The sequence below is a fragment of the Acidisoma sp. genome, from assembly GCF_035492295.1.
GTDB lineage: Bacteria > Pseudomonadota > Alphaproteobacteria > Acetobacterales > Acetobacteraceae > Acidisoma.
Genome location: NZ_DATJJK010000053.1, coordinates 1 through 23410, shown reverse-complemented (window position 1 = coordinate 23410; position 23410 = coordinate 1). Strand labels below are relative to the sequence as shown.

General features: G+C 63.0%; 19 protein-coding genes. 11 read left to right on the top strand and 8 right to left on the bottom strand.

Translation table 11 applies throughout. The features are described from left to right. From VL752_RS03810 to VL752_RS03800, 3 genes are all read right to left on the bottom strand, one after another. Nucleotides 1-4574 (bottom strand): MG2 domain-containing protein (locus tag VL752_RS03810; RefSeq protein ID WP_325352416.1); only part of this gene is annotated, 4574 nt, incomplete at its 3' end. Between the two features lie 317 nt (nucleotides 4575-4891). Next, complete coding sequence (locus VL752_RS03805) at nucleotides 4892-6403, bottom strand: glycosyltransferase family 61 protein (protein ID WP_325352415.1); 1512 nt, start codon at nucleotides 6401-6403, stop codon at nucleotides 4892-4894. Nucleotides 6404-6698: 295 nt separating this feature from the next. Next, nucleotides 6699-7595 carry a LysR substrate-binding domain-containing protein gene (locus tag VL752_RS03800; RefSeq protein ID WP_325352414.1) on the bottom strand — a complete coding sequence of 299 codons (897 nt, stop codon included), beginning with the start codon at nucleotides 7593-7595 and terminating at the stop codon, nucleotides 6699-6701. Nucleotides 7596-7771: 176 nt separating this feature from the next. Between VL752_RS03800 and VL752_RS03795 the strand changes: the two genes are divergently transcribed. From VL752_RS03795 to phnX, 8 genes are all read left to right on the top strand, one after another. Beyond that, nucleotides 7772-8965 (top strand): 2-aminoethylphosphonate--pyruvate transaminase, encoded by a 1194-nt coding sequence (locus VL752_RS03795; RefSeq protein WP_325352413.1) that lies wholly within the window; start codon nucleotides 7772-7774, stop codon nucleotides 8963-8965. Nucleotides 8966-8980: 15 nt separating this feature from the next. Further along, a complete protein-coding gene (pbfA, locus tag VL752_RS03790) occupies nucleotides 8981-10333 on the top strand; it encodes a (R)-1-hydroxy-2-aminoethylphosphonate ammonia-lyase (protein WP_325352412.1) in 1353 nt (450 codons plus the stop codon). Next, complete coding sequence (locus VL752_RS03785; RefSeq protein WP_325352411.1) at nucleotides 10330-11343, top strand: 2-hydroxyacid dehydrogenase; 1014 nt, start codon at nucleotides 10330-10332, stop codon at nucleotides 11341-11343. The genes pbfA and VL752_RS03785 overlap by 4 nt, the downstream gene beginning before the upstream one ends. Nucleotides 11344-11574: 231 nt before the next feature. Continuing rightward, nucleotides 11575-12603, top strand: a complete 1029-nt coding sequence (locus tag VL752_RS03780) for a 2-aminoethylphosphonate ABC transporter substrate-binding protein (protein WP_325352410.1) — start codon at nucleotides 11575-11577, stop codon at nucleotides 12601-12603. Further along, nucleotides 12603-13742 (top strand): ABC transporter ATP-binding protein, encoded by a 1140-nt coding sequence (locus VL752_RS03775; RefSeq protein WP_325352409.1) that lies wholly within the window; start codon nucleotides 12603-12605, stop codon nucleotides 13740-13742. Before VL752_RS03780 ends, VL752_RS03775 begins: the two co-directional genes overlap by 1 nt. Continuing rightward, on the top strand, nucleotides 13735-14595 hold the full coding sequence (locus VL752_RS03770) for a 2-aminoethylphosphonate ABC transporter permease subunit (RefSeq protein WP_325352408.1): 861 nt from the start codon (nucleotides 13735-13737) through the stop codon (nucleotides 14593-14595). Before VL752_RS03775 ends, VL752_RS03770 begins: the two co-directional genes overlap by 8 nt. After that, nucleotides 14579-15382, top strand: coding sequence for an ABC transporter permease subunit (locus VL752_RS03765; RefSeq protein ID WP_325352407.1), 804 nt, complete (start codon nucleotides 14579-14581; stop codon nucleotides 15380-15382). Before VL752_RS03770 ends, VL752_RS03765 begins: the two co-directional genes overlap by 17 nt. A gap of 5 nt (nucleotides 15383-15387) precedes the next feature. Then, the gene (gene phnX, locus VL752_RS03760; RefSeq protein ID WP_325352406.1) at nucleotides 15388-16197 is read left to right on the top strand and encodes a phosphonoacetaldehyde hydrolase; all 810 of its coding nucleotides are present in this window, start codon (nucleotides 15388-15390) and stop codon (nucleotides 16195-16197) included. Nucleotides 16198-16210: 13 nt separating this feature from the next. Here the strand turns inward: phnX and VL752_RS03755 are convergent, their stop codons facing one another. From VL752_RS03755 to VL752_RS03740, 4 genes are all read right to left on the bottom strand, one after another. After that, nucleotides 16211-16597: a YidH family protein gene (locus VL752_RS03755; RefSeq protein ID WP_325352405.1), complete on the bottom strand. Its 387-nt coding sequence runs from the start codon at nucleotides 16595-16597 to the stop codon at nucleotides 16211-16213. Between the two features lie 133 nt (nucleotides 16598-16730). Continuing rightward, complete coding sequence (locus tag VL752_RS03750) at nucleotides 16731-17006, bottom strand: hypothetical protein (RefSeq protein WP_325352404.1); 276 nt, start codon at nucleotides 17004-17006, stop codon at nucleotides 16731-16733. A 288-nt stretch (nucleotides 17007-17294) separates the two neighbouring features. Continuing rightward, the gene (locus VL752_RS03745; RefSeq protein ID WP_325352403.1) at nucleotides 17295-17690 is read right to left on the bottom strand and encodes a VOC family protein; all 396 of its coding nucleotides are present in this window, start codon (nucleotides 17688-17690) and stop codon (nucleotides 17295-17297) included. Nucleotides 17691-17814: 124 nt separating this feature from the next. After that, complete coding sequence (locus VL752_RS03740) at nucleotides 17815-18744, bottom strand: LysR substrate-binding domain-containing protein (RefSeq protein ID WP_325352402.1); 930 nt, start codon at nucleotides 18742-18744, stop codon at nucleotides 17815-17817. Nucleotides 18745-19008: 264 nt separating this feature from the next. Between VL752_RS03740 and katG the strand changes: the two genes are divergently transcribed. Together katG and VL752_RS03730 are read left to right on the top strand one after the other, a co-directional pair. Next, nucleotides 19009-21219: a catalase/peroxidase HPI gene (gene katG / locus VL752_RS03735; protein WP_325352401.1), complete on the top strand. Its 2211-nt coding sequence runs from the start codon at nucleotides 19009-19011 to the stop codon at nucleotides 21217-21219. Nucleotides 21220-21325: 106 nt separating this feature from the next. Beyond that, entirely contained in the window at nucleotides 21326-21565 is a 240-nt protein-coding gene (locus VL752_RS03730; RefSeq protein WP_325352400.1) for a DUF2188 domain-containing protein, read from the top strand. A 141-nt stretch (nucleotides 21566-21706) separates the two neighbouring features. Here VL752_RS03730 and VL752_RS03725 read toward each other — a convergent pair whose 3' ends face one another. Beyond that, the gene (locus VL752_RS03725; protein ID WP_325352399.1) at nucleotides 21707-22729 is read right to left on the bottom strand and encodes an ADP-polyphosphate phosphotransferase; all 1023 of its coding nucleotides are present in this window, start codon (nucleotides 22727-22729) and stop codon (nucleotides 21707-21709) included. A 362-nt stretch (nucleotides 22730-23091) separates the two neighbouring features. On the opposite strand from VL752_RS03725, the gene VL752_RS03720 reads away from it, so the two are divergent. Beyond that, nucleotides 23092-23410 (top strand): putative quinol monooxygenase (locus tag VL752_RS03720; RefSeq protein WP_325352398.1); only part of this gene is annotated, 319 nt, incomplete at its 3' end.

The following is a 23410-nucleotide window of genomic DNA, read 5'->3' as shown; positions in this document are numbered from 1 at the left end:
GCCCCGGCCCAGGCCTGTTCCTGGGTATTGAGCGTGTCGGGGTTGAGATCAGGGCCGGGCAGTGCCTGTCGGATGCCAGCGAGGCGGTTCGGCATCAGGCCGCTTTCGGCGATGAGCACCGCGGTCGCCAGCTGATCGCGGAGCGCACTGCCGTAGTCGCCGTCCCAGGGCCGGCGTCCAGGGTCGGCCTGCACGTCGGTGAAGATGGCGCGCGCCTGGTCGGCCTGGCCAAGCCGGGCGAGTGCCGCGCCGATCTGGGCACGGGCGAGCGGCGTGGGCTCGTTCGCGAGATCGGTGGCGGCCACGCGGATTGCCCCGGCCGGAGCGCGGTCGGCCAGCGCAAGGACATAGAGGGCGTAGGCCTGGGCCGCGTAGTCATCCGGGCTCGAGGGTGGCTGCGCCACTTCCGAGGTCAGCCAGCCAAGCGCCTGATCCACCATCGGCTGCGGCACGGCGGCCCCCGCCCGCGCCGCGCGCAGCAGCATGTCGGTCGCATAAGCCGTCAGCCAGGGTTGGGCCTCGCCATTGGCGGACCAGAGGCCGAAGGAGCCGTCATAGCGCTGCCGGTCGCCGAGCGCCGAGACGACCTGCTGCAGATGAGCGGCCGGTTGCGGCCCTGCCGCAGCACCTTGCAGCATGGCGAGTGGCAGGCCGCGGCTGGTCAGCTGCTCCAGGCAGTCCAGCGGATAGTCCTCCAGCGCCTGGACCATGGCTGCGGCGGAATATCGAACGCCGAGTCCGAAGGTGGCGCTGGCCGTCCAGGTGCCAGGGATGAAGCCGGAGGCATCTGGTTTGATCGTCTGGGTCGTCGCCGGGGGCAGGCTGAGTGGCGTCACCTGGGCGACCGCGGGCCGCGCCGAATGGATGCTGATGCGGGTGTCATGCTTCACGTGAAACCCGCCGGGGCCCTCCGCCGTCACGGTCAGGTCCCCCATCCCCGCCGCATTGGCGGATAGCGCGATGGGCACAACCAGCCGCTGCTGGGCGGCGAGAATAACAGGGGCAGGGTCGCCGCCCGTCAGGCCAAGACCGTCCGAGGCTGTGACATGGAGGGCGAACTGACCAGGCGGTAGTTCCAGATTCTGCATCATGATGCCGATCTGCGCCTGATCGCCCGGTGCCAGGAAGCGCGGCAGCAGAGGCTCCACGATCGCGCGCTCCCGCATCACCATGTCCGTCGAAAGGCTGCCGCTTCTGTTGCCGTCCCAGCCGACTGCCATGAGGCGAAGGGTGCCGTCGAAATCGGGGAGATCGAGCGGGAAGCTTGCGATGCCGTCCGGCCCCGCCTGCACCGGCCCTGCGAAGAGCGAGACGATCTTCTGAGGAATGGGCGCGGAGGAGACATCGATATCGCCGCCCGCGCCCTGGCGAAGGATTGTGTTGGCATCGCCTGCGGGCGCCAGGAGCCGCGCGAAATCGTCATGAATGCCGACGCCGAGCATGCGCTTGCCGAAGAAATGGGCCAGGGGATTGGGTGACTGGAAATTGGTCAGGGCCAGGATGCCCTCATCAACGGCGGCGAGCGTGATCCAGGCGCCGGGCGTGCTCTTGACTGAGAAGATCGCGGTTGTGCGCGGCCGATAGATCGGCTTGGTCTGGATCGAAAGCGGCAGCGTGCGGGATTTGGGATCGAGCGCCACCCAGGTGAGGCCGATGGCGCGCGCCGGGGCAACGGCCTTCGCCGTGTCAGTCGCGGGCGTGCCGGGGCGGAAGACATGGACACCGACATAGGCGCCCGGTCCCCAATCGGACGTCACCGGAATCTGCACGTCGAAACTGGGCGAGGATGGGGTGAGGTCGATCAGCCGCTTTACCCGGTCGGTCATGACCAGGAAGGTGGCGGGGCCCGTATAGGGCGCCTCGACATGGATCAGCGCGGTATCGCCCGGCTCGTAATGATCGCGGTCGGCGCGGACGGAGACACGGGCCGGGACATCCGGATTGTCGCCAAAGGCCCAGCCGGAATAGAAGATGACGGAACTGGCCGCGATGCCGCCATTCGCCTGAAGCACCTGCAACCGGTAGCGGCCGAAGGGCAGGGATTTGCTGTAGGCGAGCGGCGCTCCGTTCGCCGGAAGCGTGATGTCCTGGCTGTCCACGGGCTCATCCCGCCAGACGGTCTCGTAGCGCGCCTGACCGTTGGCGACTGAGAGGCGCCAGTCCGGCGTCTGCCGCACAAGGCGGAGTTGCACTGGCATCGCGACGCGCTTGCCGTTGGGCCCGACGGCGACAATGCGGAAGCCGGCGCTTGTATCTGCATTGACCGAATCGCCTGAAAAATCCTCGGCAATGCCGATCATGGCGGAGGCCGGGCGGATCGGCAGGGTGGTGGTGGCCGCGACGCTGCGGCCCGCCGGGTCATTCACCGTGGCGGTGATCTGGGCCTGCAGGGCGACGCTCGTATCCGGCAGTTTGGAGAGATCAACGGGGACCGACGTATGGCCCTGATCGTCGGTCGCCGCGATATCGGTCTGCGTCTGGTTGCCCGAGAAGGTGTCTTCGCTCAGGCCGAAACGGAACGCCGTGAAGTCCGGGAAAGGCTGTGAATCAGGAAGGATATTGACGCTGGCGGAGCCCGACAGATCGTTCCCCGGCGCGCCGTAGAGGAAACGGACATCGACCGGCAGACCGGTGGTCTGCCCAGGTTCCAGCACCTTGGGCGTGTTGGGCGCAAACTCCACCGCGAGGCGCGGCGGCACGAAAGCATCGACCTGAAATGTCTGGTCGGTGATCGCGGGGCCTTTCGGATCGGTCTTGAGCGCGATGTCCCAGGTGCCGAACTGCGCGCCGGAGGAGAGGGTCACCGCCTGATGGATCGAGGCGCCGGCCGCGCGCGGCGGCACGCTGTCCTGAAATACGCGACCATCGGGCCGGGTCACGATGAGGTGCAGCGGCAGGTCGGTGGGTGCGCCGCTTTCGTCGCGCAGCAAGGCCATGACCTGCACTGTCTCGCCTGGCCGATAGATGCCGCGATCGGTCCAGATGAAGGGATCGATGGGCCCCGGCTGCGGCAGGCCTGAAGCGCCACGGTCGGACAGGTCGAAATCGGGGGCCGCGAGATCCAGCCGGGTGAAATCTCCGTCCGCTCCATGGATGTGCAGGGCGGCGGGGGATTGCCCGCCATTGCCCGCGAGAAGCGGGGCCGCGAAACGGACAATGCCATCATGATCGGTCGCGGCCGTCGCCAGGATGGAATTGTCCTGCGCGATGACATCGACGGTCACGGCCGGCACCGGCAGGCCACTCTGATAGCTGCGGATCTGCACGGTATCGCCATCGGCGCCGTGCCAAAGGGTCGGGGCGAGATCGGTGCGTAGAATAAGTTGCACGGCGCCCGGCGCCCCGCCATCGGCAAAGGGCGTGCCGTCCCCGGGCGTCGCGATCAAGGCATAGAGGCCGGCTTCCTTCAGCGCCGCGGGCAGGGGCAGCACGGTATGGTTGAGGGCATTGCGCGCGAAATGCGCGACGTCGGCCTTTCCCGTCCAGACGGTCTTGCCTTGATTCTGCGCCAGATCCTGCGCGCCGTAGCTGTCGATCCCGCTGGCGCCGGGCGGATAGGTCTGCATCACATGCAGCAGGTTGCGCTCACCGATCTTCACGAGTTGCAGCTTCACCGCGGAAAGGTTGACGCTGTCGAGCGCGACGGTTGCCTGGTCGCTTTTCGGTTGCAGGTAGCGGGCGCCGTCGAAGACGAGGCGCGGCGAGCGGTCGGGCATCGCGACCGGCACCACCGTGTCCGCCTGCATGGAGAGCCCGCCGTCGCCCGGCATGCCATGGCGGAAAATGACCCGGGTGGTCGTTCCCGCGGCGAGACCGGTGACGCAGATCTGCCGGCTTTCGAGTGTGACAGCCGCGTCCTTCACGGGCGGATCGAAGCTTACCCAGTCCCCCGGGTGGAAGTCGGGTGAGGATGACGGATCACCCAGGAAGCGGATGCAGGCACGGGTCGGGAAGGATTCCGCATCGGTGGTGAGTCCGTCGAAGACGAGGCCGAGTTCCTGCCGGAGGCGGGTCAGTTCGGCCTGGGTTTTGCTATCCTTCGGCTGGCGCCGGGCGATGGCGGCCAGAACATGCACTTCGGGTACTGGTTCCTTAAGGATGGCCAAGGCCTGGCGCATGACGTTCAGTGCCCTGGCCTGATCGGCGGCGGCGGTGGCGCTCCTCGTGTCGACGGTCGTGAAGGCGATCCAGGCGGCGTCCAGTGCCTCTTTCGGCTGCGGCGGGGAGAGCGCGAGTTCGCCTTCGGCAAGGGCGAGCCAGAGTTGCCAACGCGCTGCCGCGTCCTGCTCCGGTTGTGCAGCAAGGATCGTCTTGATGGCCGGGATGGCGCGGACATAATCCTGGGCCTTCAACGCCGCGAGCGCATCCGTCTGGGCCTGCGTCAGCTTCGCCGCCGGGACGCCCGCGGGATAGGCGGCCGCGATCCTGCTCTGAAAGGTTGCGGCGTCACTTTGCAGACCGGGAAGAGCGAGTTCGTCTGGGGCATCCTGGGCGTGGGCGGCCGGGATGAGTATGATGGCAGCACGGAGGGCCGCCAGCATGGCAGCAGCCCGCAGGCGGCGGAAAAGCGTCATGGCATCCTCCCGGCTTTTCTTCACTTCTAAGGTCTCTAGCCGCTTGAATGCAGCCTGGATATCCCGATTCTCGGCGAAGATGCCGCCATTCGGTATAATCTCAAAAAGTGAAACACTATTTGTCTAAGGTTGTTTCCGTGCCACCTGAGCGGCACAAGTGGGGCGTCGCCAAGAAAATTTCCTAAGATCGCTGACGAATTATTCGCTCCTAAGGCTTCGTCCTGGGTTTCGAGATTGGGGGGCGTCCTTATCCACAGGCCCGCTGGCGCCGTTCACTCGCTTCTGACTGCACATTATCGAAGAGAATTTGGCATATGTCATAAGGAAGCAATGACCAGCGGCTTTGATCGCAGGATCAGCTGAAATCCGGACAGTGCATGTTGCTCGCTCGAAGGATCGACGCAATTCTCGCCTCCCGAGACGAGGATGGCGTCCCTGTGCGGGTCGAACCTCCCGATCAGCGTCAGGGTAAGGCTGTTACAAAGTCGTTCTCCTATCTTAACCGAAAACCCGATCAGATCTTCTCCCAGTCCTCTCGTGCCGGCAAACGCACCATCACTCATCCATTCGGACCACTTCCCATCGGCGGATTGAGCACGATACCAAAGATCAAAATCTCGACAGCAAGAGGGGTCAATCCAAAAGCCCTGGATGTTGTGGCCAGGTGGCAAGGAGCAGATTGCACCCAAGCTATTTTCCACATCGCCGGTGAAAGCTGCGTGGGCGAAAGCGATGACGGGGATGAACTCGGGGTCTCCAGAGATATCCTGAAAAAAATTCGTTTTGTATCGGTCTGAACTGTTGATCAGACTGTTTTGTCTTCCGATCGCGACCTTGGTGGCAAGGCTCGATTGTCGTGCTAGGGGGGGCGGTTCTTTGCTGGACATCAGTCGGTCAGCGTGCCGCAACATGCCTTCGGCCACATTTTTGGGGTCGAGTAGCCGCACTTGCGCGTCAAACCGCGAATCCGGCGCTCTTTCCACCATCTGCACTTCGGGATGAAGGTAGATAGATCGATTTCCATTCACAGAATCGATGAGGCCGTAGTTTGAGTTGATGCGATCGGCGAGACTGAGGCAAACGAGACTCGCCGATGGTTTTGTCAATATGGAGGTATGGAGGGCCGAGCCAACGCAGGCCATGACTACAGCGTAGTCCTGGTAAACTGAAATTTGCTGCGATATGGACAGACGCTCGGGGAAAAGAATCTCCACCCCGGCACGGTCCAGATGCTCGCAGAGTTCGATTTCGTTAACGAGTCCCTGCACGCCACGAGACAAAAGATGCTTGGAGAAATAAACTAGCTTTCCATAGTTTTGCGAAGTGGAATTTGCGGTGAGCTTGCTGCCGATACTATTCCCTAAATCAGAAAAAACCTGGTGGGCGTAGAAGTGCTCCACGCAGCTGCTGCTTGGGATGATGCAGTGAGGGATAACCGTTGGCGTATCAAATGAGACAAAATTCTCCTCGGTTAAGCCCAATGAGAAGAAAATTTCTTTAATGAAAGGATGTGAAAACCAACCTTGCGGTGACCCGGCTCCATGGCAGAGAATTCTGTAACTGGCTAAGTCTTCTTCCGTACTGAGCCAGAACCGCGACAGAGTCGTCATCAAGAAGTGACCGTAGTGGCTCACGATGAACCCGCCATAGATGTACTTTTCCGCTGGCGCTTGTGCGAGTTCGATATTGCTCAGATCCTGAAAGAACGACTGTCCTACGGTTCTTCTGATAGGACCTTTCGCAAGTGACGATGCGGCCACAAGAAGACCATCTTCATCGTATATTCCCCAATTGGGATCAAGATCCGGCGGAACGGTGGTGAGAGGCATGTAGACAGCGTTACGACACACCGTAATCTGTGGTTTCGACTTAAATATAGAATAAGAATTTGAGAATTCAGTAATGACGTCTAAAGCTGCAGGCATGGGTTATCCCGTTGCAGTTCGTTATCCATGCTTTGGTCCATGGAAAGGATGGGCACGATGCGATAGCTGGATTTCTCGGTAGGGTCGAAATCCTGAAAATCGATTGCTTTCGAGTAGCCTCCCGGGTCCAAAATGAGAGTAAGAACTCTATCGTTACGTCATGGTTATGGCTAATTCGGCAGGATTGGACAAGTCTCTCTTACGCGTCAATAATGACGCGATGTGCTGGTGCCGTCTCCAGCCCGCGTGCCGTTTTCAGGAAGGCGCGAATCGTCTTGGCCTCGGCGCGTTCCTTCAGGCAGATCATGACCTCGTCCATTGCCATCGGGGTTCCGTCGATGGGGAGCCGGACAAGCCGAGGGTCATGCCCGAATTCGGCCTCCGACACGAAACCGACGCCGAGGCCCATGGCCAGGATCTCGCGCATCGCTTCCCGTCCCTCGGCCTCGATTGCGAAGCTGAGCGTGATGCCCCTGGCATGCGCCGCGTCCTCCACCTTCTTGCGCGTTTTTGACCCTTGTTCGCGGGCCACGAGCGGATAGGGGTGGAGGTCGGCAAGGCTCACCGATCCGGCGGCCGCCAGCGGATGCCCCACGGCCACGCAGGCGACGATCGGGCTCGAATTCAGATGGATGACTTCAGTATCGCGCATCGGCGGCATGTCCCCGATCACACCGATATCCGCCTCGTAGCTCATCAGTGCCTTGGTGACCGTCTCGGTATTGCCGCTGCGGACAACCACCTTGACCCCCGGATACTGGAGCCGGAAGGCGGTGAGGATATGGAGCACGTGATGCACGGCATCGGCCATGATGGAGAGCCGGCCCGACCGCAACGCCCGGGATTCGGAGAGCAACTCCAGCGCCTGGGTCTCGGTCTCGAACATTCGCCGCGTGATGGCGAGAAGCTGCTCGCCCGCCGGTGTCAGCACCACTTGCTTGCGCTGCCGGCTGAAAAGGAGAATGTCGTATTCCTCCTCCAGCTTGCGCACCTGGTCGGAGATGGCGGGCTGGGTCAGCAGCAATTCGTTCGCGGCGCGGGAGAAGCCGCCATAAATCGCGACATAGTGGAAGGCGCGAAGCTGGACGTAGCGCATGGGCGTCCTCAGTAAGCAGGGTCAATGGATCAGTCGATCCGAACGATTTTCTCGATGCAAATAGCTTGCCCGCGCCCGGACATCGATGAAATTTATGATTCAATCCAAAATAGCGATTTTTCAGATGCTCCTAACTGTCGGATGGTGCGGGAACGATCCTTCGGATGGAGACCCCCATGTCGGCTGCGACCTTTGACCGGATCACGGAGCCCTTTCCGCCGCCGGCACGCGGCGAGCCTTACCTGCTGACGCCGGGTCCGCTGACCACGTCCGCATCGGTCAAGCAGGCGATGCTCAGGGACTGGGGCTCCTGGGACGCGGATTTCCGCGCGCTCACGGCAGAGCTGCGCCGTTCTCTCCTCGCCATGATCGGCGATGACGCCGGAGACTTCGACTGCGTGCCGATGCAGGGCAGCGGCACGGCCTCGGTGGAGGCCATGCTCGCCTCTTTCGTGCCGAAGGAGGGCAAGGTCCTCGTTCTCGCCAATGGCGCTTATGGCAAGCGGGCCGCACAAATCCTCGGCTATCTTGGGCGCGATCATGTGGTGATCGACAAGGGAGACTATCTGCCGCCGCGCGGCCGGGAGGTCGCCGCCGCGCTCGCGGCCGATCCCGCCATCACCCATGTGACCGTCGTGCATTGTGAGACGAGTTCAGGAATCTTGAATCCCGTGGCCGAGATATCGGAAGCGGTCTATGACGCAGAGCGAAAGCTGCTGGTCGATTCCATGAGCGCCTTCGGCGCCGTTGCGACGAATTTCCGCTACGAGGCCATCGTCTCCTCGGCCAATAAATGCATCGAAGGCGTGCCCGGCTTCGGCTTCGTCATTGCCCGCAAGACCGAGTTGGAAGCGGCGAAAGGTCGCAGCCATTCCCTCAGTCTCGATCTGCATGCGCAGTGGCGCGCGATGGAGGAGACCGGGCAGTGGCGCTTCACGCCACCCACACATGTGGTCGCCGCCTTCATCACGGCCTTGCGCCTGCATAGCGCGGAAGGCGGGGTCGCCGCGCGCGGCGCACGCTATGCTGCAAACCGCGATATGCTGGTTTCCGGCATGCGGCAGGCAGGGTTCGAGACGCTGCTGCCGGACCGCTGGCTTTCGCCCATCATCGTCACGTTCTTCTGCCCAGGTGATCCGCATTTCGATTTCGGCCGGTTTTATGGGCTGATGAAGGATAAGGGCTTCATCATCTATCCCGGCAAGCTGACGGTCGTGGACAGTTTCCGGGTCGGCTGCATCGGCTATATGGATGAGCCTGTCATGCGCCGGGTGGTGGAGGCTGCACGCGCCTCCCTCGCCGAGATGGGGGTCGCAAGCGCTGCCCCCCCGCAGGAGGCGATCGCGGAACGCGCGCGCCTCGCCGCCTGATCGGAGACGCGCCCCATGTCCATTGTCCATACCGAAGGCGAATCGAACCGATCGGACGCGCGCGAGCGTTGGTCTGCCGGTCTTGATGACGCAAGAACACAGTCGCTGCTGCGGCGGGACGCGGCCGCCTTCCTGCACCAAAGCCTGTCCAGCCCTTGCCTCACCGCCATTGCGCGTGCCGAGGGCATCTGGATCGAGGATACTGCCGGCAGGCGCTATATGGATTTCCACGGCAACAGCGTTCATCACATCGGCTACGGTCATCCGCGCCTGAAGGCGGCGATCGCCAAGCAGATGGACGACCTCAGCTTCGCGCCACGCCGCTTCACGTGCGAACCTGCGGTGGAACTGGCCGAGACTTTGGCGGACCTCGCCCCCGGCGATTTGGGGAAGGTGCTCTTCACGACCGGCGGCTCGGACGCGGTAGAAGTTGCACTGAAACTCGCCCGTGCTGCCACCGGGCGCTTCAAGACGCTCTCCTTTTGGGATGCCTTTCACGGTGCCGGGTTCGGGGCCGCGAGTGTAGGGGGTGAGGCAACCTTCCGCTCCGGCATCGCGGGGCCTCTGCTGCCGGGCACGGAGCATGTCGCGCCCTGGGCCAGCCACCACTGCCCTTACGGCACCAATTCCCTGGAGGACTCGGCGCGTGCCTGCGCCAGCATGATCTCCTACGTGCTGGGCCGCGAAGGGGATTTCGCGGCCCTGGTGGCGGAGCCGATGCGGGCGACCCCCAATCCGCCGGCGCCCGGCTTCTGGCGCGCCGTGCGCGAAGCCTGCGACCGGCATGGCACACTGCTGATCTTCGACGAGATCCCGACCGGCCTGGGCAAGACGGGGCGTTTCTTCGCCTCTGAACATGATGGCGTGACGCCGGATATCCTGGTTGTCGGCAAGGCGCTGGGCGGCGGAATCCTGCCGATTGCCGCTTGCATCGCCCGGCGCGATCTCGATGTCGCGGGGGATTACGCCATCGGCCATTACACGCATGAGAAGAACCCCGTCACCGCGCGGGCAGCGCTCACCACCATCGCCATCATTCGGGACGACGGTCTGGTGGAGCGGGCGGCAGAATTCGGTGCCCATGCGCTGGGCCGCATGGGCGAATTGATGGGCCGCTCGGCCCATGTCGGCGATGTGCGCGGGCGCGGCTTGCTGTTCGGCGTCGAGATCGTGACTGATCGGGAGAGCATGGCGCCGGACAATGCGCGGGCCGAGCGCATCTATTACCGCTGCCTGGAAGCGGGGCTGAGCTTCAAGATCAGCCAGGGCAATGTGCTCACTCTTTCGCCCCCACTGGTGATCCCGCGCGCCGATCTGGACCGGGCGCTGACCATCGTGACGGACGCAGTGCTGGAGGAAAGCCGATGAAAGCCGTTCGTACGGACGCCGAACTGGAATGCCCGGAGATCGATGCCGGGCTGCGGGCCCGTGGCGTCGATCTGGTCATCCTCCCTGATGGCATCGGCGAGGACGCGCTCTGCGCGGCGGTCGCGGACGCCGACCTGTTGCTCATGTGCTATACGCCCGTGACCGCGCGGGTGATCGCCGCTGCCCCCAGGCTCCGTGGCATCGTGAAATACGGTGTCGGGATCGACGCGATCGACATCCCGGCCGCTTCGGCCCGCGGCATTCCGGTCGTGAATGTGCCGGAATACGCGGAGGAGACGGTCGCGGAAGGCGCCTTCGCCCTGATGATCGCGCTGATGAAGCGCCTGCCCGCCATCGGTGGCGCCATGCAGGAGCAGGGCTGGATTTGGCCGGAGAGCCGCTGGCTCGGCCGCGACATTGCGGGCGCGACGCTGGGGCTCGTCGGCTTCGGGCGCATTGGCCGCAGCATGGCGCGCATGGCGGGCCAAGGCTTTCGCGCCCGCGTGCTCGCCTGCGATCCTGGCGTTGATGAGGCGACGATGGCGGCGGTGGGCGTCGAGAAGGTTTCCGACCTTCACGCCATGCTGCGACAATGCGACATGGTCTCTATCCACACCGTGCTGAATGACAAGACGCGGGGGCTGATTGACGCAGCGGCGCTCGCCTGCCTTCCCGCATCGGCGATCCTGGTGAATGCTTCGCGTGGCGCCATCATCGACGAGGCGGCGCTGGTGCAGGCGGTGCTGGCCGGCCAACTCGGCGGTGTCGGGCTCGATGTGTTTTCGTCCGAGCCGTTGGCGAGAGAAGGGCATGTGATGAGCCCGCTTTTCGGGCGTCCCGATGTCATCCTCTTCCCGCATCTCACCTTTTTCACGGTGGAGGCCATGCGCCGCCTGACGCAGGATACGCTGGCGCGCTGCGACGAGATTCTGGCAGGAAGGCCTGTCACAATCCGCTCGCACGATCCGCGCCTGCGGTCGCAAAAACTCTCCAATCTGCGCATAGAATAAGCAGGATGCCCAGCTGAGTTGTGTGACAATACTGTGTCAATTCACGTGAGTTCGTGTTAGGACTATCAAGGGTGCATAAGTTTCTTTTTGGATTTCATAAATTAAATAGATTTTACTTACTCTCCCATTCACGCAAATGATCTGCGCCAAGCGGCAAGCCATCGCCGGCACCACGGGGATATGGCTCGCGGATCGCCCGCAGGCCCGCTCCTCCCAAAAAGAGGCATAGTCATGCGCGCAGGACTTTCGTTGGCAGCGGGCCTTCTCTTTGTAACCCTGGCAGGCTCTGCCCATGCCGCGTCGGGGGTTGTCACCATTTACAGCGCGGACGGGCTGCACGACGGCAGCCCGAACTGGTTCGCCCAGGAGTTTGACGCCTTCACAAAGGCGACCGGCATCAAAGTGCAGTATGTCGAGGGCGGTTCCGGCGGCGTGGTCGATCGTCTCGCGCGCGAAAAATCCAATACCCAGGCCGATGTTCTCGTGACGCTGCCGCCCTTCATGCAGAAGGCCGCGGCCGACGGGCTGCTCGCCTCCTACACGCCGGCCGGCGCGGAGGCGATCCCTGCGGCGGACAAGGACCCCAAGGGCGATTACTATGCCATGGTCAACAACTATCCGGATTTTATCTACAACGCAGATGTGCAGAAGCAGGCCCCGGCGAGCTATGCCGATCTGCTCGACCCCAAATTCAAGAACAAGCTGCAATATTCGACCCCGGGTCAGGCCGGTGACGGCACCGCCTTCATGCTGCAGGTCTTTCATTCCTTCGGCAGCAAGCAGGCAGGTCTGGACTATCTGAAGAAGCTGCAGGCCAATAATCGCGGCCCCTCGGCCTCCACCGGTAAGCTCACCGCTCTCGTCAACAAGGGCGAGCTTTATGTCGCCAATGGCGATCTGCAGATGAACCTGGCGCAGTCGGCCGATAATCCGAATGTGAAGGTCTTCTTCCCCGCCGGCCCCGATGGTCGCAAAACCGCCTTCGCGCTACCCTACTATATCGGCCTCGTGGCTGGTGCTCCGCACAGCGAAAACGGAAAGAAGCTGATCGACTTCCTGCTTAGCAAGGATGCGCAGGAAACGGTGAGCACCGTAGCGCAGGGTCTCCCGGTGCGCTCGGACGTGACGCCGACTGACGCGAACTACCAGAAAATGCAGGCCATGATGCAGGGTGTGACCGTTTGGTCGCCCGATTGGTCGGCGATCCTTGCCGATCTCAAGAGTGACGTTTCCGCCTATAACGACGCGACTGCCAACTGATGAGCGAGGCCGCCATTATGGGGACCGGGTCGCACGTCGCCGCGCAGACTGTCGCGCGGGTCGCGACCGCCGCCGGCGCCAGCCGGATCCAGTTCGAGGATGTCTCCGTCGCCTACGGCGGCCTCACTGTTCTCTCCAACCTGAATCTGACGGTCCATCCGGGCGAGATCGTCGCCCTGATCGGGCCGTCAGGCTCGGGCAAGACGACGGCGCTGCGCGCGGTTGCGGGTTTTGTGCGGCCGTCCAGCGGGCGTATCCTGATCGGCGACCGGGACGTGACCGATCTGCCGCCCTATGACCGCAAGATCGGCATGGTGGTGCAGAATTACGCTCTCTTTCCCCACATGCGGGTGGAGGAGAATGTGGCCTTCGGTCTGCGCGCGCAGGGGGCCGACCGCCGCCTGATCGCGGGGCGGGTGGCTGAATGTCTGGAACTGGTTGGCATGGCGCGCTATGCCAAGCGCCTTCCGCGCGAACTTTCGGGCGGCCAGCAGCAGCGTGTGGCGATCGCCCGGGCCTTGGCCGTGAAGCCGCAGGTCCTGCTGCTGGACGAGCCGCTCTCCGCCCTCGATACCCAGATCCGCCGCAGTATGGTCGAGGAAATCGCCAAGCTGCATCGCGATCTTCCCGAACTCACCGTGCTTTATGTTACGCATGACCAGAGCGAGGCGCTGACGCTCGCCGACCATATCGGCATCATGCAAGACGGCAGGCTGCAGGCCTTCGGGGAGACGCAGGCGCTCTTCCAAGCGCCGCCCAGCCGTTTCGCGGCCGAATTCCTCGGCCGGGCCAATCTCCTGCCGGTGATGCATCAGGGCGGCGGCACCATCACCTTCGGGGATGCGAGGCTCGGCGCCCACAATCCGCACGGATTAGGCGCCGGCGCCGCGCTTCTCTGCATCCGGCCGCATCACCTGCGCCTCTCCCCTGGCCCGGGCCTCACCAACCAGCTGAGGGCGACGGTCACCGCCACGCAATGGCAGGGCGATGCGTTGCATGTCACGGTGCAGGTCGGGGGCGAGACGCTGCGGCTCACCTGCCCGCCGATGCCGAGCCCCCCAGGCTACGACGCGCAGCTCGATCTCTTCTTCGATCCCTCCGAGGTGACATTGGTGCCCGAGGATCGCCCCCATGTCTGACCTCACCCTGGCCGCACCGCGGCGAGGCTTACGGGCCGGTCTCTCGCTTTGGATTGTGCCGCCGCTCCTCGTGCTGCTGCTGCTCTTCTTCTATCCGCTGGCGCTGATCGCGGGCTCCGCCTTCGCTGACGGCGTGCCGTCCTTTCTCGAGGCGCTGGGCTCGCGGCAATTCACCCGCGGGCTGGAGCACACCATCACCATCGCGCTCACCTCCACCGCGGGCTGCCTCGTACTGGGCTTCATCCTGTCGCTCACGATCGCCTTTGTGCCCTTTCCAGGCGCGCGGCTCGCCTCGCGGGTGATCGACACGATCATCGCCCTGCCGACCTTTCTGGTGACGCTCGCCTTCACCTTCGTCTACGGCTCGGCGGGACTGCTCAACGAAGGCCTGATGCATGTTTTCGCGCTTCCCCTGCCGCCGGTCGATTTCCTTTATTCGCAATGGGGCGTGATCCTGGCGGAGATCACGGTCTATACCCCCTTCGTCATGCGGCCGTTGCTCGCCGCCTTCGCCACCATGGAGATGGCGCAGCTCGAAGTGGCCAGCAGCCTGGGGGCCAAGCCGTTCCGCATCGTCTCCCGCATCATCCTGCCGGCTGCCTTGCCGGCGCTGCTCGCGGGCGGCAGCCTTTGTCTGCTGTTGACGGTGAATGAATTCGGCATTGTGCTCTTTATCGGGGCCAAGGATGTCATCACCCTGCCCATGCTGGTCTATGAGAAGGCCATCCAGCAGTTCGACTACACCGGCGCCTGCGCGATCGCGGTTGTCAACGTCCTGCTTTCGCTGGGTCTCTATACGCTCTATCGCAGCATCGTCGGTCAGTTTGCAGGCAGTCATGCTCGTCTGGTCTAAGAGCGCGCGGATCGCGATCTGGGCGGTGGTCGTGCCGCTCTTTCTGGTGGTCTACGGCCTGCCGATCGGCGTGATCCTGCTCGCCAGCATTACCCGGACCTGGAACAACGTCCTGCCCTCGGCGCTGACGCTCGACCATTACGCCGCGGCGTTTCAGGGCGACTCCCTTGCCAGCCTGACGACGAGCCTGATGACGGGCCTGATCGCGAGTGTCGTGGCCCTCGTTTCGGGCGCCTGGGCGGCGCTGGCGCTACGCCGTCTCCCGCGTCGCGGCGCGAGGGTGCTGGATGCCGTCTTCTTCGTGCCGAGCGCAGTACCCTCGGTCTCGGTCGGTCTCGGTCTGCTCGTGGCCTTCAGCCAGAAGCCGCTTTTGCTAAACGGCACGCCCTGGATCGTGCTCGTCGCGCATTTCGTGCTGGTCAGCGCCTTCACCTATGGCAATCTCCGCGCCGGTCTTGCCCGCATCCCCGTGGAATGCGAGGCGATCGCCGAAAGCCTCGGCGCCCGGCCCTTCTACCGGCTGCGCCGGGTGACCCTGCCTTTGCTCAGCCCCTATCTGATCTCGGCCTTCTCGCTCAGCTTCGCGCTTTCCATGGGTGAGCTGGGCGCGACCATCATGATCTACCCCCCCGGCTGGGTAACGCTGCCGGTGCAGATCTTCGCCCTCTCCGACCGCGGCGCCATTTTCGACGCGGCAACGCTGACCGCTCTTCTCGGCTTCGCCACCCTCATCGTGCTGACGGGTCTCTCGCGCCTTTCGGCACGGTCCATGACAAGAAACGGATGAATGACATGTCTCTCACCCATCTCAAGGCTGTGGTTTTCGATTGGGCCGGCACGGTGGTGGACTACGGCTCGCGCGCGCCGATGGGCGCTTTCGTGGAGGCATTCGCGGAATTCGACGTGGCGGTGACGATCGCTGAGGCGCGCATTCCCATGGGAATGGCCAAGCGCCCGCATGTCGCAGCCCTTCTCGCCATGCCGCGTATCGCCGCTGCTTGGGAAGCGCGCCACGGCCATGTGCCGGGCGAGAATGATATCGACGCGGTCTATGAGGTGTTCGTGCCCAAGAACATCGCGGTCGCGGCGGATCACGCGGATCTCATCCCCGGTGCGGCCGAGACGGCGGCAGCGATCCGCGCCCTGGGGCTGAAGATCGGCAGCACCACGGGTTATACGCGCGAGATTATGGACCGCATTCTGCCCCGCGCGGCCGCGCAAGGCTTCACCGCGGATGCCATGGCCTGTACCGGCGACGCGCCCCAGGGAAGGCCCAGCCCGTTCCTGATGTGGCGCGTGCTGACGGAACTCGAATCCTATCCGGCCTGGCGAGCGGTGAAGGTGGACGATACCGAGGTGGGTGTCGCCGAAGGCACCAATTCCGGTGCCTGGTCCGTGGGCGTTGCCGTCACCGGCAATGTCTTCGGCCTCTCGGCGGAGGAGACGGAGGCGTTGGCACCGGCCGATTTTGTGGCCCGCCGCGCGGCCGCCATCGACCGTCTGAATGCCGCTGGCGCCCACTACGTGATCGACGGTGTCGCGGATCTCATGCCGGTATTGTTCGAGATCGAGGGGCGGCTCGCGCGCGGCGAGCGGCCCTGAACCGGCCCTAAGTCTACAGTGTTTTTGCGACCGTATAGATGAGATAGACGAAGAGGGTGCAGCCGAGTGTCACCAGCAGGCCGACAAGCAGCAGGTCGCCGTGCCCGGCGCCGCTCTGCTGAATGTCCGCCGCCGCGATTGCACGGCGTACCGCGCGGTAGCGCACGGCTGAGACCACCATCAGAACGGCGCCAAGCACAATCAGGGCGAGGCCGGCCACATCTCCGATGATGCGTCCGCCGAGGGGAAAGTTCGGCTGGTTGAGGGACGCGGCGGCCACTTCCAGGAAAAGGTCGAATTTTTCGACCAAAAAGCCGAAGGCCATGATGGCAAGGGCGGTGCGCACCCAGGCAAGGAAGGTGCGCTCGTTGGCTGCATGGTCGTTATAGCGTTCGATCATCGTCAGCCTCTCTCCCCGCACGGGGAGAGCTTAGGCAAATCCGCCCTTGATCACAAAGCCTTGGGCGCTGACGCTCACGATCTACGAACCCGATCCCGGTATCCGGGACGATGCCGGGATCGGGCGAGCGGGTTCAGCCGTTGGTCTGCGCTGCACCGGTCGACATCACAGGGTTCTTCTGCGACATGCCACCGGCTTTGGTGCCGCTTTTGGTCGTCATGCCGCCGCCGGCCGTGCCGTTGGTCGTCATGGAGGTGACGTTGGACGAGGACCCGGAACTCGTGGAGGCGCCCGGCACGGCGGCGCCCTGAGTCTGAGGCGGCGTGTCGGACCCGTTACCCGCGAAGCTGCTGGCGAGCGGAAGGGCGGTGAGGGCAGCGGCGGTCATGATGATACGCAGGTGACGCATGATGTGTCTCCAATTGTATTGGCGCTTGATTGCGCGCTGACCTTCATAAGGAGACCCAGGCTGACGTTTTTTAGCCCTATTTCACCTCACGAAGCCGCTAGGCCACATCACGAGATTTTTGATGAGGTACTTCACGCTTCAGAAAAAATCGAACTCCAGGAAAGTGTTGCCAAGGCAACGTGATGGGAGTGTTGATTTGGTTTAAGCGGCCTGACCATGGTGATCATGCCCTCTTTTCCGGTGCGGCAAGGCGGATCTGCATGTCGGCGGAAGCGTCGTGCAGGGTCGTCAGGAATACCGCCCGAAACGCTGCAGAACCTCGATTTTGTAGCCATCCGGGTCGGTGACGAAGAAGAAGGCGGCAAGCTTCTGCCCGTCATGCGCCATGTCGCGCGGCTCGGTACAGGTGGCACCGCTTTCTGTCATGCGCGCATGCGCCTCGGCCAGATCCTCGACCGCGACGGCGAGATGCCCGTAGCCATCGCCGAGCACATAGGGCTCCTGACGGCCGTGATTGACGGTCAGTTCGAGCTCGAAGCTGACCCCTTCGCCTCGCAGATAAACCAGGGTGAAGCCCTCGAACTGGTAGCGGTCGGCCACCGACAGGCCGAATATGTCGCCGTAGAATTTCACCGAACGCGCCTCGTCCAGGACGCGGATCATGGAATGGATCATCTTGCTCATGGGGGCTCCTGTCTGCCAATCCGGCTCACTCTCGTGGCCGATGTCGCCATCGGTCTCCGGTTTCTCTTAAAGATCTGCTCGGAGAAAGTCATGATCGCTCAAGCGCGAAAACTCCCGGCAACGTTCAGCACAGGCTCTCGGTCCCCATCAAGGCCGGGACATGATCCTCTTCCATCGTAAAGTTGTGCAGGCGGGCCTCGATGACCTGAGCCACCGCCTCGACCGCCGCACGGCGCGGAAAGCTCGCACGCCAGGCGATGCGAATCGTCCGGCTCGTCCGTGTCGCTAGGGGCCGCAGAACGACGCCCGCTTCCTCCGCGGGAATTGCGGCGAGCGCTGGAATCACCGTCGTGCCGTAACCGGCGGCCACCATATTTAGCAAGGTGGCGAGGCTGGCGGCACGCAAGGTGCCGGTGGTCGCGCCACGCTGCCCGCAAGCCGCCAGAACCTGCTGACGGAGGCAGTGGCCGTCCGTCAGCACGAGAATATCGGGGCCAAGATCCGCCTCCGCGATGACATCGCGGCAGGACAGGGGATGCAGGGGCGGCAGGGCCGCCAGGAAGCGCTCCGAGAAAAGCCGGCGGCTGACCAGATCGGTGCCGTCCGTCTCGGTCGCCAGCAAGACGGCGTCCAGTTCGTTTGCTCGCAGGCGCTTGAGGAGAGAGGTGGTCTGGTCTTCCCAGGGCTCGATGTCGAGCTGCGGCAGAGTTTCGCGTAGCGGAGCGAAAATCAGCGGCAGGAGATAGGGGGCGAGTGTCGGTATGATGCCGAGTCGGAAACGCCCGGCCAGGGGATCGCGCAGGCTGCGAGCCTCCGCCACGATCAGATCCGCCTCCATGACGGTCGCACGAATATGGGCCAGGACCCGTTCGCAAGCGACCGTGGGGACGACCATCCGGCTGTTCCGCTCCAGCAGTGTGATGCCGAGCGTGTCTTCCAGTTTACGGACCTGAACCGAGAGCGTCGGCTGGCTGACGCCGCAAGCCTCGGCCGCGCGGCCGAAATGGCCATGCTCGATGATCGCAAGGAGGTAGCGCAGATTACTGATGTTCATCGAATCGTCCTGATTCGCGCCATAGTTTTTGTTTATTGGTTCGATTATGTTTCTTAGCTTCCCTCCATTCTCTGCCCTCTGCTACCTTGCTGCAAGCAGGGACATGCAGGAACCAAGCGCATGAGAAGGCGGGCCTGAGAAATCGTCTGATGTCCGTGGCTGGCCGATTAGGCGCTACAACATTGTGCAGCCAGCACATCTTTTTCTCATGACGCTCCTGCGCGGCAATCTGCCGCGATAAAACAAGAAAAGAAGGAGAATGACATGGACGGAACAGGTAGCCAGACCGAAGGCCAGTGCCCGGTCGTACACGGCACCGTGCCGACGGCGCTTTTCGGAGGCCGCTCGAACCGGGATTGGTGGCCCAAGCAGCTCAATCTGTGGTTGCTGCACCAGCGCTCCGATCTCTCCAACCCGATGGACAAGACCTTCGACTACGCCGAGGCCTTCAAAAGCCTGGATTATGAGGCGCTGAAGAAGGACCTGTTCGCGTTGATGACGGATTCGCAGCCCTGGTGGCCGGCGGATTTCGGCCATTACGGGCCGCTCTTCATCCGCATGGCCTGGCATAGCGCCGGCACCTACCGGATCGGCGATGGCCGGGGCGGCGCTTCGGCGGGGACGCAACGTTTCGCGCCGCTGAACAGCTGGCCGGACAATGTCAATCTCGACAAGGCGCGCCGGCTTCTCTGGCCGATCAAACAGAAATATGGAAACAAGATCTCCTGGGCCGATCTGCTGGTCCTCACCGGAAATTGTGCGCTGGAATCGATGGGTTTCAAAACCTTCGGATTCGGCGGCGGGCGCGTTGACGTGTGGGAGCCGGAAGAGGACGTCTATTGGGGCAAGGAGGATACCTGGCTCGGCGACCGCCGCTACAGCGGGGATCGGCATCTGGAAACGCCGCTCGCTGCCGTGCAGATGGGGCTCATCTACGTTAATCCCGAGGGGCCGAACGGCAATCCCGATCCGCTGGCAGCGGCGCGCGACATTCGGGAAACCTTCGCGCGCATGGCGATGAATGACGAGGAGACCGTGGCCCTCATTGCCGGTGGCCACAGCTTCGGCAAGACCCATGGCGCGGGTGATGCGACCCTTGTCGGCCCGGAGCCCGAGGCGGCCGGCCTGGAGGAACAAGGTCTGGGCTGGAAGAGCAGCTATCGCTCCGGCAAGGGCGGAGATGCTATCGGCAGCGGTCTCGAAGTGATCTGGACCGAGACGCCCACGACCTGGAGCAACAACTTTTTCGAAAATCTTTTCGGCTATGAGTGGGAGCTGACGAAAAGTCCGGCCGGCGCTCACCAGTGGACACCGAAGAATGGCGCCGGCGCGAACGCGGTGCCTGATGCGCATGACCCATCAAAGCGCCATGCGCCGTCCATGCTGACGACCGATCTGGCACTGCGCTTCGACCCCGAATACGAGAAGATCTCGCGTCGTTTCTTCGAGAATCCGGAGGCGTTCGCGGATGCCTTCGCCCGTGCCTGGTATAAGCTGACACATCGCGACATGGGACCGCGCTCGCGCTACCTCGGCCCCGAAGTCCCCACCGAAGAACTGCTTTGGCAGGATCCGGTGCCCACGGTCGATCATCCGCTGATCGATGATGCGGATGTGGCTGCCTTGAAGGCAAAGATCCTGGAGTCCGGCCTCTCCGTGGCCGAACTTGTGACGACGGCCTGGGCTTCGGCCTCCACCTTCCGCGGGTCCGACAAGCGGGGCGGCGCCAATGGGGCGCGTATTCGCCTGGCGCCGCAGAAGGATTGGGAGGTCAACCAGCCGCCGCAGCTCGCGCAGGTGCTCGCCAAGCTTGAGGCGATCCAGCAGGCATTTAATACGGCGCAGACAGGCGGCAAGCGGGTGTCGCTGGCTGATCTCATCGTGCTCGGCGGTGTGGCGGCTGTGGAACGTGCGGCGGCCGCGGGGGGTGTGGAAACCAATGTTCCCTTCTCCCCCGGCCGCACGGACGCGAGCCAGGATCAGACCGATGTTGAATCCTTCGCGGTGCTGGAGCTGAAAGCCGACGGGTTCCGCAACTATCGTGAGGCGGGTGGCAGTGTTCCTGCGGAAGAGCTGCTCATCGACAGAGCGCAATTGCTGACGCTCACGGCGCCCGAGATGACGGTTCTCCTCGGCGGTATGCGCGTGTTGAACGCAAACCACGGCCAGTCGCAGCTCGGCGTTCTCACCGACCGGCCGGGAACTCTGACCAACGACTTCTTCGTCAATCTCCTGGATATGGGGACGGAGTGGAAGTCAATCTCGGACACCAAGGACGTGTTCGAGGGGCATGACCGTGCGACTGGTGCGGTGAAGTGGATGGGAACGCGCGCGGACCTCGTCTTCGGGTCCAATTCGCAGCTGCGTGCCATTGCGGAAGTCTACGCCTCCGGCGATGCGCGACAGAAATTCGTGCGTGATTTCGTCGCGGCCTGGACCAAGGTGATGAACCTCGATCGCTTCGATCTCGCCTGATCGGGAGACGGCCCTTGCCGGCGCAGCAATTGGCTAGGCTGCGCCGGCGATTGGGCGCTAAGAGAGGTGCCAAGGCGCCCGTTCAACGTCTATCGAGGTCTGATCCATGGTCAAAATTCACTACAAGGTTGTCCAGCATGACGGTGGATGGGCCTATAAACTCGGCGATGTGTTTTCCGAGTCCTTTCCCAGCAAGACCGCAGCAATGACGGCCGCGAAGCGGGTCGCCGCCGAGCAGCACATACCCGGCAACACGACCCATATCGAATATCAGGATGAAAGCGGCGTCTGGCACGAGGAAATCGCTCTCGGAGATGATCGTCCGGATGCCGACGTCACAGGCTAGCGGCATCACGTCACCGAGCGCGGATGCGTCGCGCGATCGCATCGGGGCGGTCCTGAGGGACTAACGCCTTCGTGCCATGAGCGCGCATCTGGCAGCATTCGCTGGTGCGTGGGGCGTGCGGCGTCATGCCTTCCCCGGCTCTTAGGCCTCGAGCTGCTTGCGAATCGACAGCAATTCCTGATGGCGTTCGGGGCTCGTCTTTGGATAGGCCATATCGAGCCCTTCCAGCGTATCGAGGACGATCTGGGAGACAACGAGGCGGGCATTCTCCTTGTCATCCGCGGGAACGACGTACCAGGGCGCGTCGCTTGTGCTGGTGGCGCCAAGGCAATCCTCGTAAGCGGTCCTGTACTGATCCCAGAATTTCCGCTCTTCGATATCCGCCGTGCTGAACTTCCAGTTCTTGTCCGGATCGTCGATACGGGCAAGGAAACGCTTGCGCTGCTCATCTTTGGACAGATGGAGGAAGAATTTGACGATGCGGGTGCCATTGGTGTGGAGATGCCGCTCCAGGTCGACGATAGACCGATATCTGTCTTGCCAGATCGCCTTCCCGGCGATCAGCGCGTCAGGCAATCCCTCACCAAGCAGAATGTCAGGGTGCACGCGAGCGATTAGAACCTCCTCATAGTAGGAGCGGTTGAAGATACCGATCCGTCCGCGTTCCGGCAGATCGCGGGTGGTGCGCCAGAGGAAGTCGTGTTGCAGCTCCGTCGGGCTTGGATGCTTGAAACTGAACACTTGGCAGCCTTGGGGATTGACCCCGGACATGACATGCTTGATCGCCCCGTCCTTGCCGGCCGCATCCATTGCCTGAAAGATCAGCAGCACGGCATAGCGATTGGACGCGTAATGGAGTTGCTGAAGCGCGCTGAGCCGCTTCACGTGATCTTCGAGCAACTTCTTGTAGTCTTTTTTCGACTTGTAGAACGGCTCCACGACGGTCGGCCATTTGCTGAGATCGACCTCGTCACCCGCACCAACTTTGAAATCCTTCGATTTGATCGTCATGTCGATCCCTTCTGGCACGCTCACGCCCCCGCGGCGCCGGCGTAGCATGGGCGCCGCCACAATCTCATACCAGGCGATGGCACAGGAGCCGATAATGCCGGCCTTTGCCAACCAGCGGGTTACCAGCGAAGCGCCATAGACCGCTATCAACATGGCACATTGTGATAGGCGAGGGGCAGGAGCCGTTATGCGCGTCGTCATGGCTCCCCGAAAAACCGAGATACGTTATAGCGAACTAAAACCGTTATAACGTTTGAATCGTCCTTCCGCATTGGTTTATGTTGCGGTGCAGCACGGCAGATCGAGCGGCCTTCGCCGCTCGGAGGATCCGCCGGAGCACAGATGGAGGTCTCGATGCACAAAACCCGTTTTGGCGTTCCCACATTTCTCGGAAACACGAGCGCCGCGATCCAGAGATACATGGTCGCGCCGATCGTCGAATTTCTGCGCCTCAACCACCGCCGGACCTAAGCTTCCGGCTTTCCCCGGGGGCGCGTTGCGAGGCGCAGTGGCCTGTGCCATTCTCGCTTCCGCTCATGATTGCCAATACATCCATTTTGCGCGCCAAGCCGGGCTATGACCGGGCCATCCGGGAGGCGCTGCTTGATCTTGCCGAAAGCGTGCGGGACGAGGAGAGCGCCACGATCGAATTCCGCATCGTGCAGGATCGCAACGAACCCACGGTCTTTACCGTGATCGGCCGTTTCGCGGATCAGGCCGCACTCGATGCGCACAACAATTCCGATAGGATGAACCGCTTCCTTTGGGCTGCGAAGCAGATGCTGGACGGGCCGATCACGCTGTCGATCGGCGAGGAGATTTTCGTCAAAGCCC

What these genes read in the sequence shown, in the direction of transcription:
- VL752_RS03775 (WP_325352409.1), top strand. Translation starts at nt 12,603, where the DNA reads ATGAGCGAGGCCGCCATTATGGGGACCGGGTCGCACGTCGCCGCGCAG.
- VL752_RS03765 (WP_325352407.1), top strand. Translation starts at nt 14,579, where the DNA reads ATGCTCGTCTGGTCTAAGAGCGCGCGGATCGCGATCTGGGCGGTGGTC.
- VL752_RS03750 (WP_325352404.1), bottom strand. Translation starts at nt 17,006, where the DNA reads ATGCGTCACCTGCGTATCATCATGACCGCCGCTGCCCTCACCGCCCTT.
- VL752_RS03755 (WP_325352405.1), bottom strand. Translation starts at nt 16,597, where the DNA reads ATGATCGAACGCTATAACGACCATGCAGCCAACGAGCGCACCTTCCTT.
- VL752_RS03745 (WP_325352403.1), bottom strand. Translation starts at nt 17,690, where the DNA reads ATGAGCAAGATGATCCATTCCATGATCCGCGTCCTGGACGAGGCGCGT.
- VL752_RS03730 (WP_325352400.1), top strand. Translation starts at nt 21,326, where the DNA reads ATGGTCAAAATTCACTACAAGGTTGTCCAGCATGACGGTGGATGGGCC.
- VL752_RS03725 (WP_325352399.1), bottom strand. Translation starts at nt 22,729, where the DNA reads ATGTTGATAGCGGTCTATGGCGCTTCGCTGGTAACCCGCTGGTTGGCA.
- katG (WP_325352401.1), top strand. Translation starts at nt 19,009, where the DNA reads ATGGACGGAACAGGTAGCCAGACCGAAGGCCAGTGCCCGGTCGTACAC.
- phnX (WP_325352406.1), top strand. Translation starts at nt 15,388, where the DNA reads ATGTCTCTCACCCATCTCAAGGCTGTGGTTTTCGATTGGGCCGGCACG.
- VL752_RS03770 (WP_325352408.1), top strand. Translation starts at nt 13,735, where the DNA reads ATGTCTGACCTCACCCTGGCCGCACCGCGGCGAGGCTTACGGGCCGGT.
- VL752_RS03800 (WP_325352414.1), bottom strand. Translation starts at nt 7,595, where the DNA reads ATGCGCTACGTCCAGCTTCGCGCCTTCCACTATGTCGCGATTTATGGC.
- VL752_RS03785 (WP_325352411.1), top strand. Translation starts at nt 10,330, where the DNA reads ATGAAAGCCGTTCGTACGGACGCCGAACTGGAATGCCCGGAGATCGAT.
- pbfA (WP_325352412.1), top strand. Translation starts at nt 8,981, where the DNA reads ATGTCCATTGTCCATACCGAAGGCGAATCGAACCGATCGGACGCGCGC.
- VL752_RS03740 (WP_325352402.1), bottom strand. Translation starts at nt 18,744, where the DNA reads ATGAACATCAGTAATCTGCGCTACCTCCTTGCGATCATCGAGCATGGC.
- VL752_RS03780 (WP_325352410.1), top strand. Translation starts at nt 11,575, where the DNA reads ATGCGCGCAGGACTTTCGTTGGCAGCGGGCCTTCTCTTTGTAACCCTG.
- VL752_RS03805 (WP_325352415.1), bottom strand. Translation starts at nt 6,403, where the DNA reads ATGCCTCTCACCACCGTTCCGCCGGATCTTGATCCCAATTGGGGAATA.
- VL752_RS03795 (WP_325352413.1), top strand. Translation starts at nt 7,772, where the DNA reads ATGTCGGCTGCGACCTTTGACCGGATCACGGAGCCCTTTCCGCCGCCG.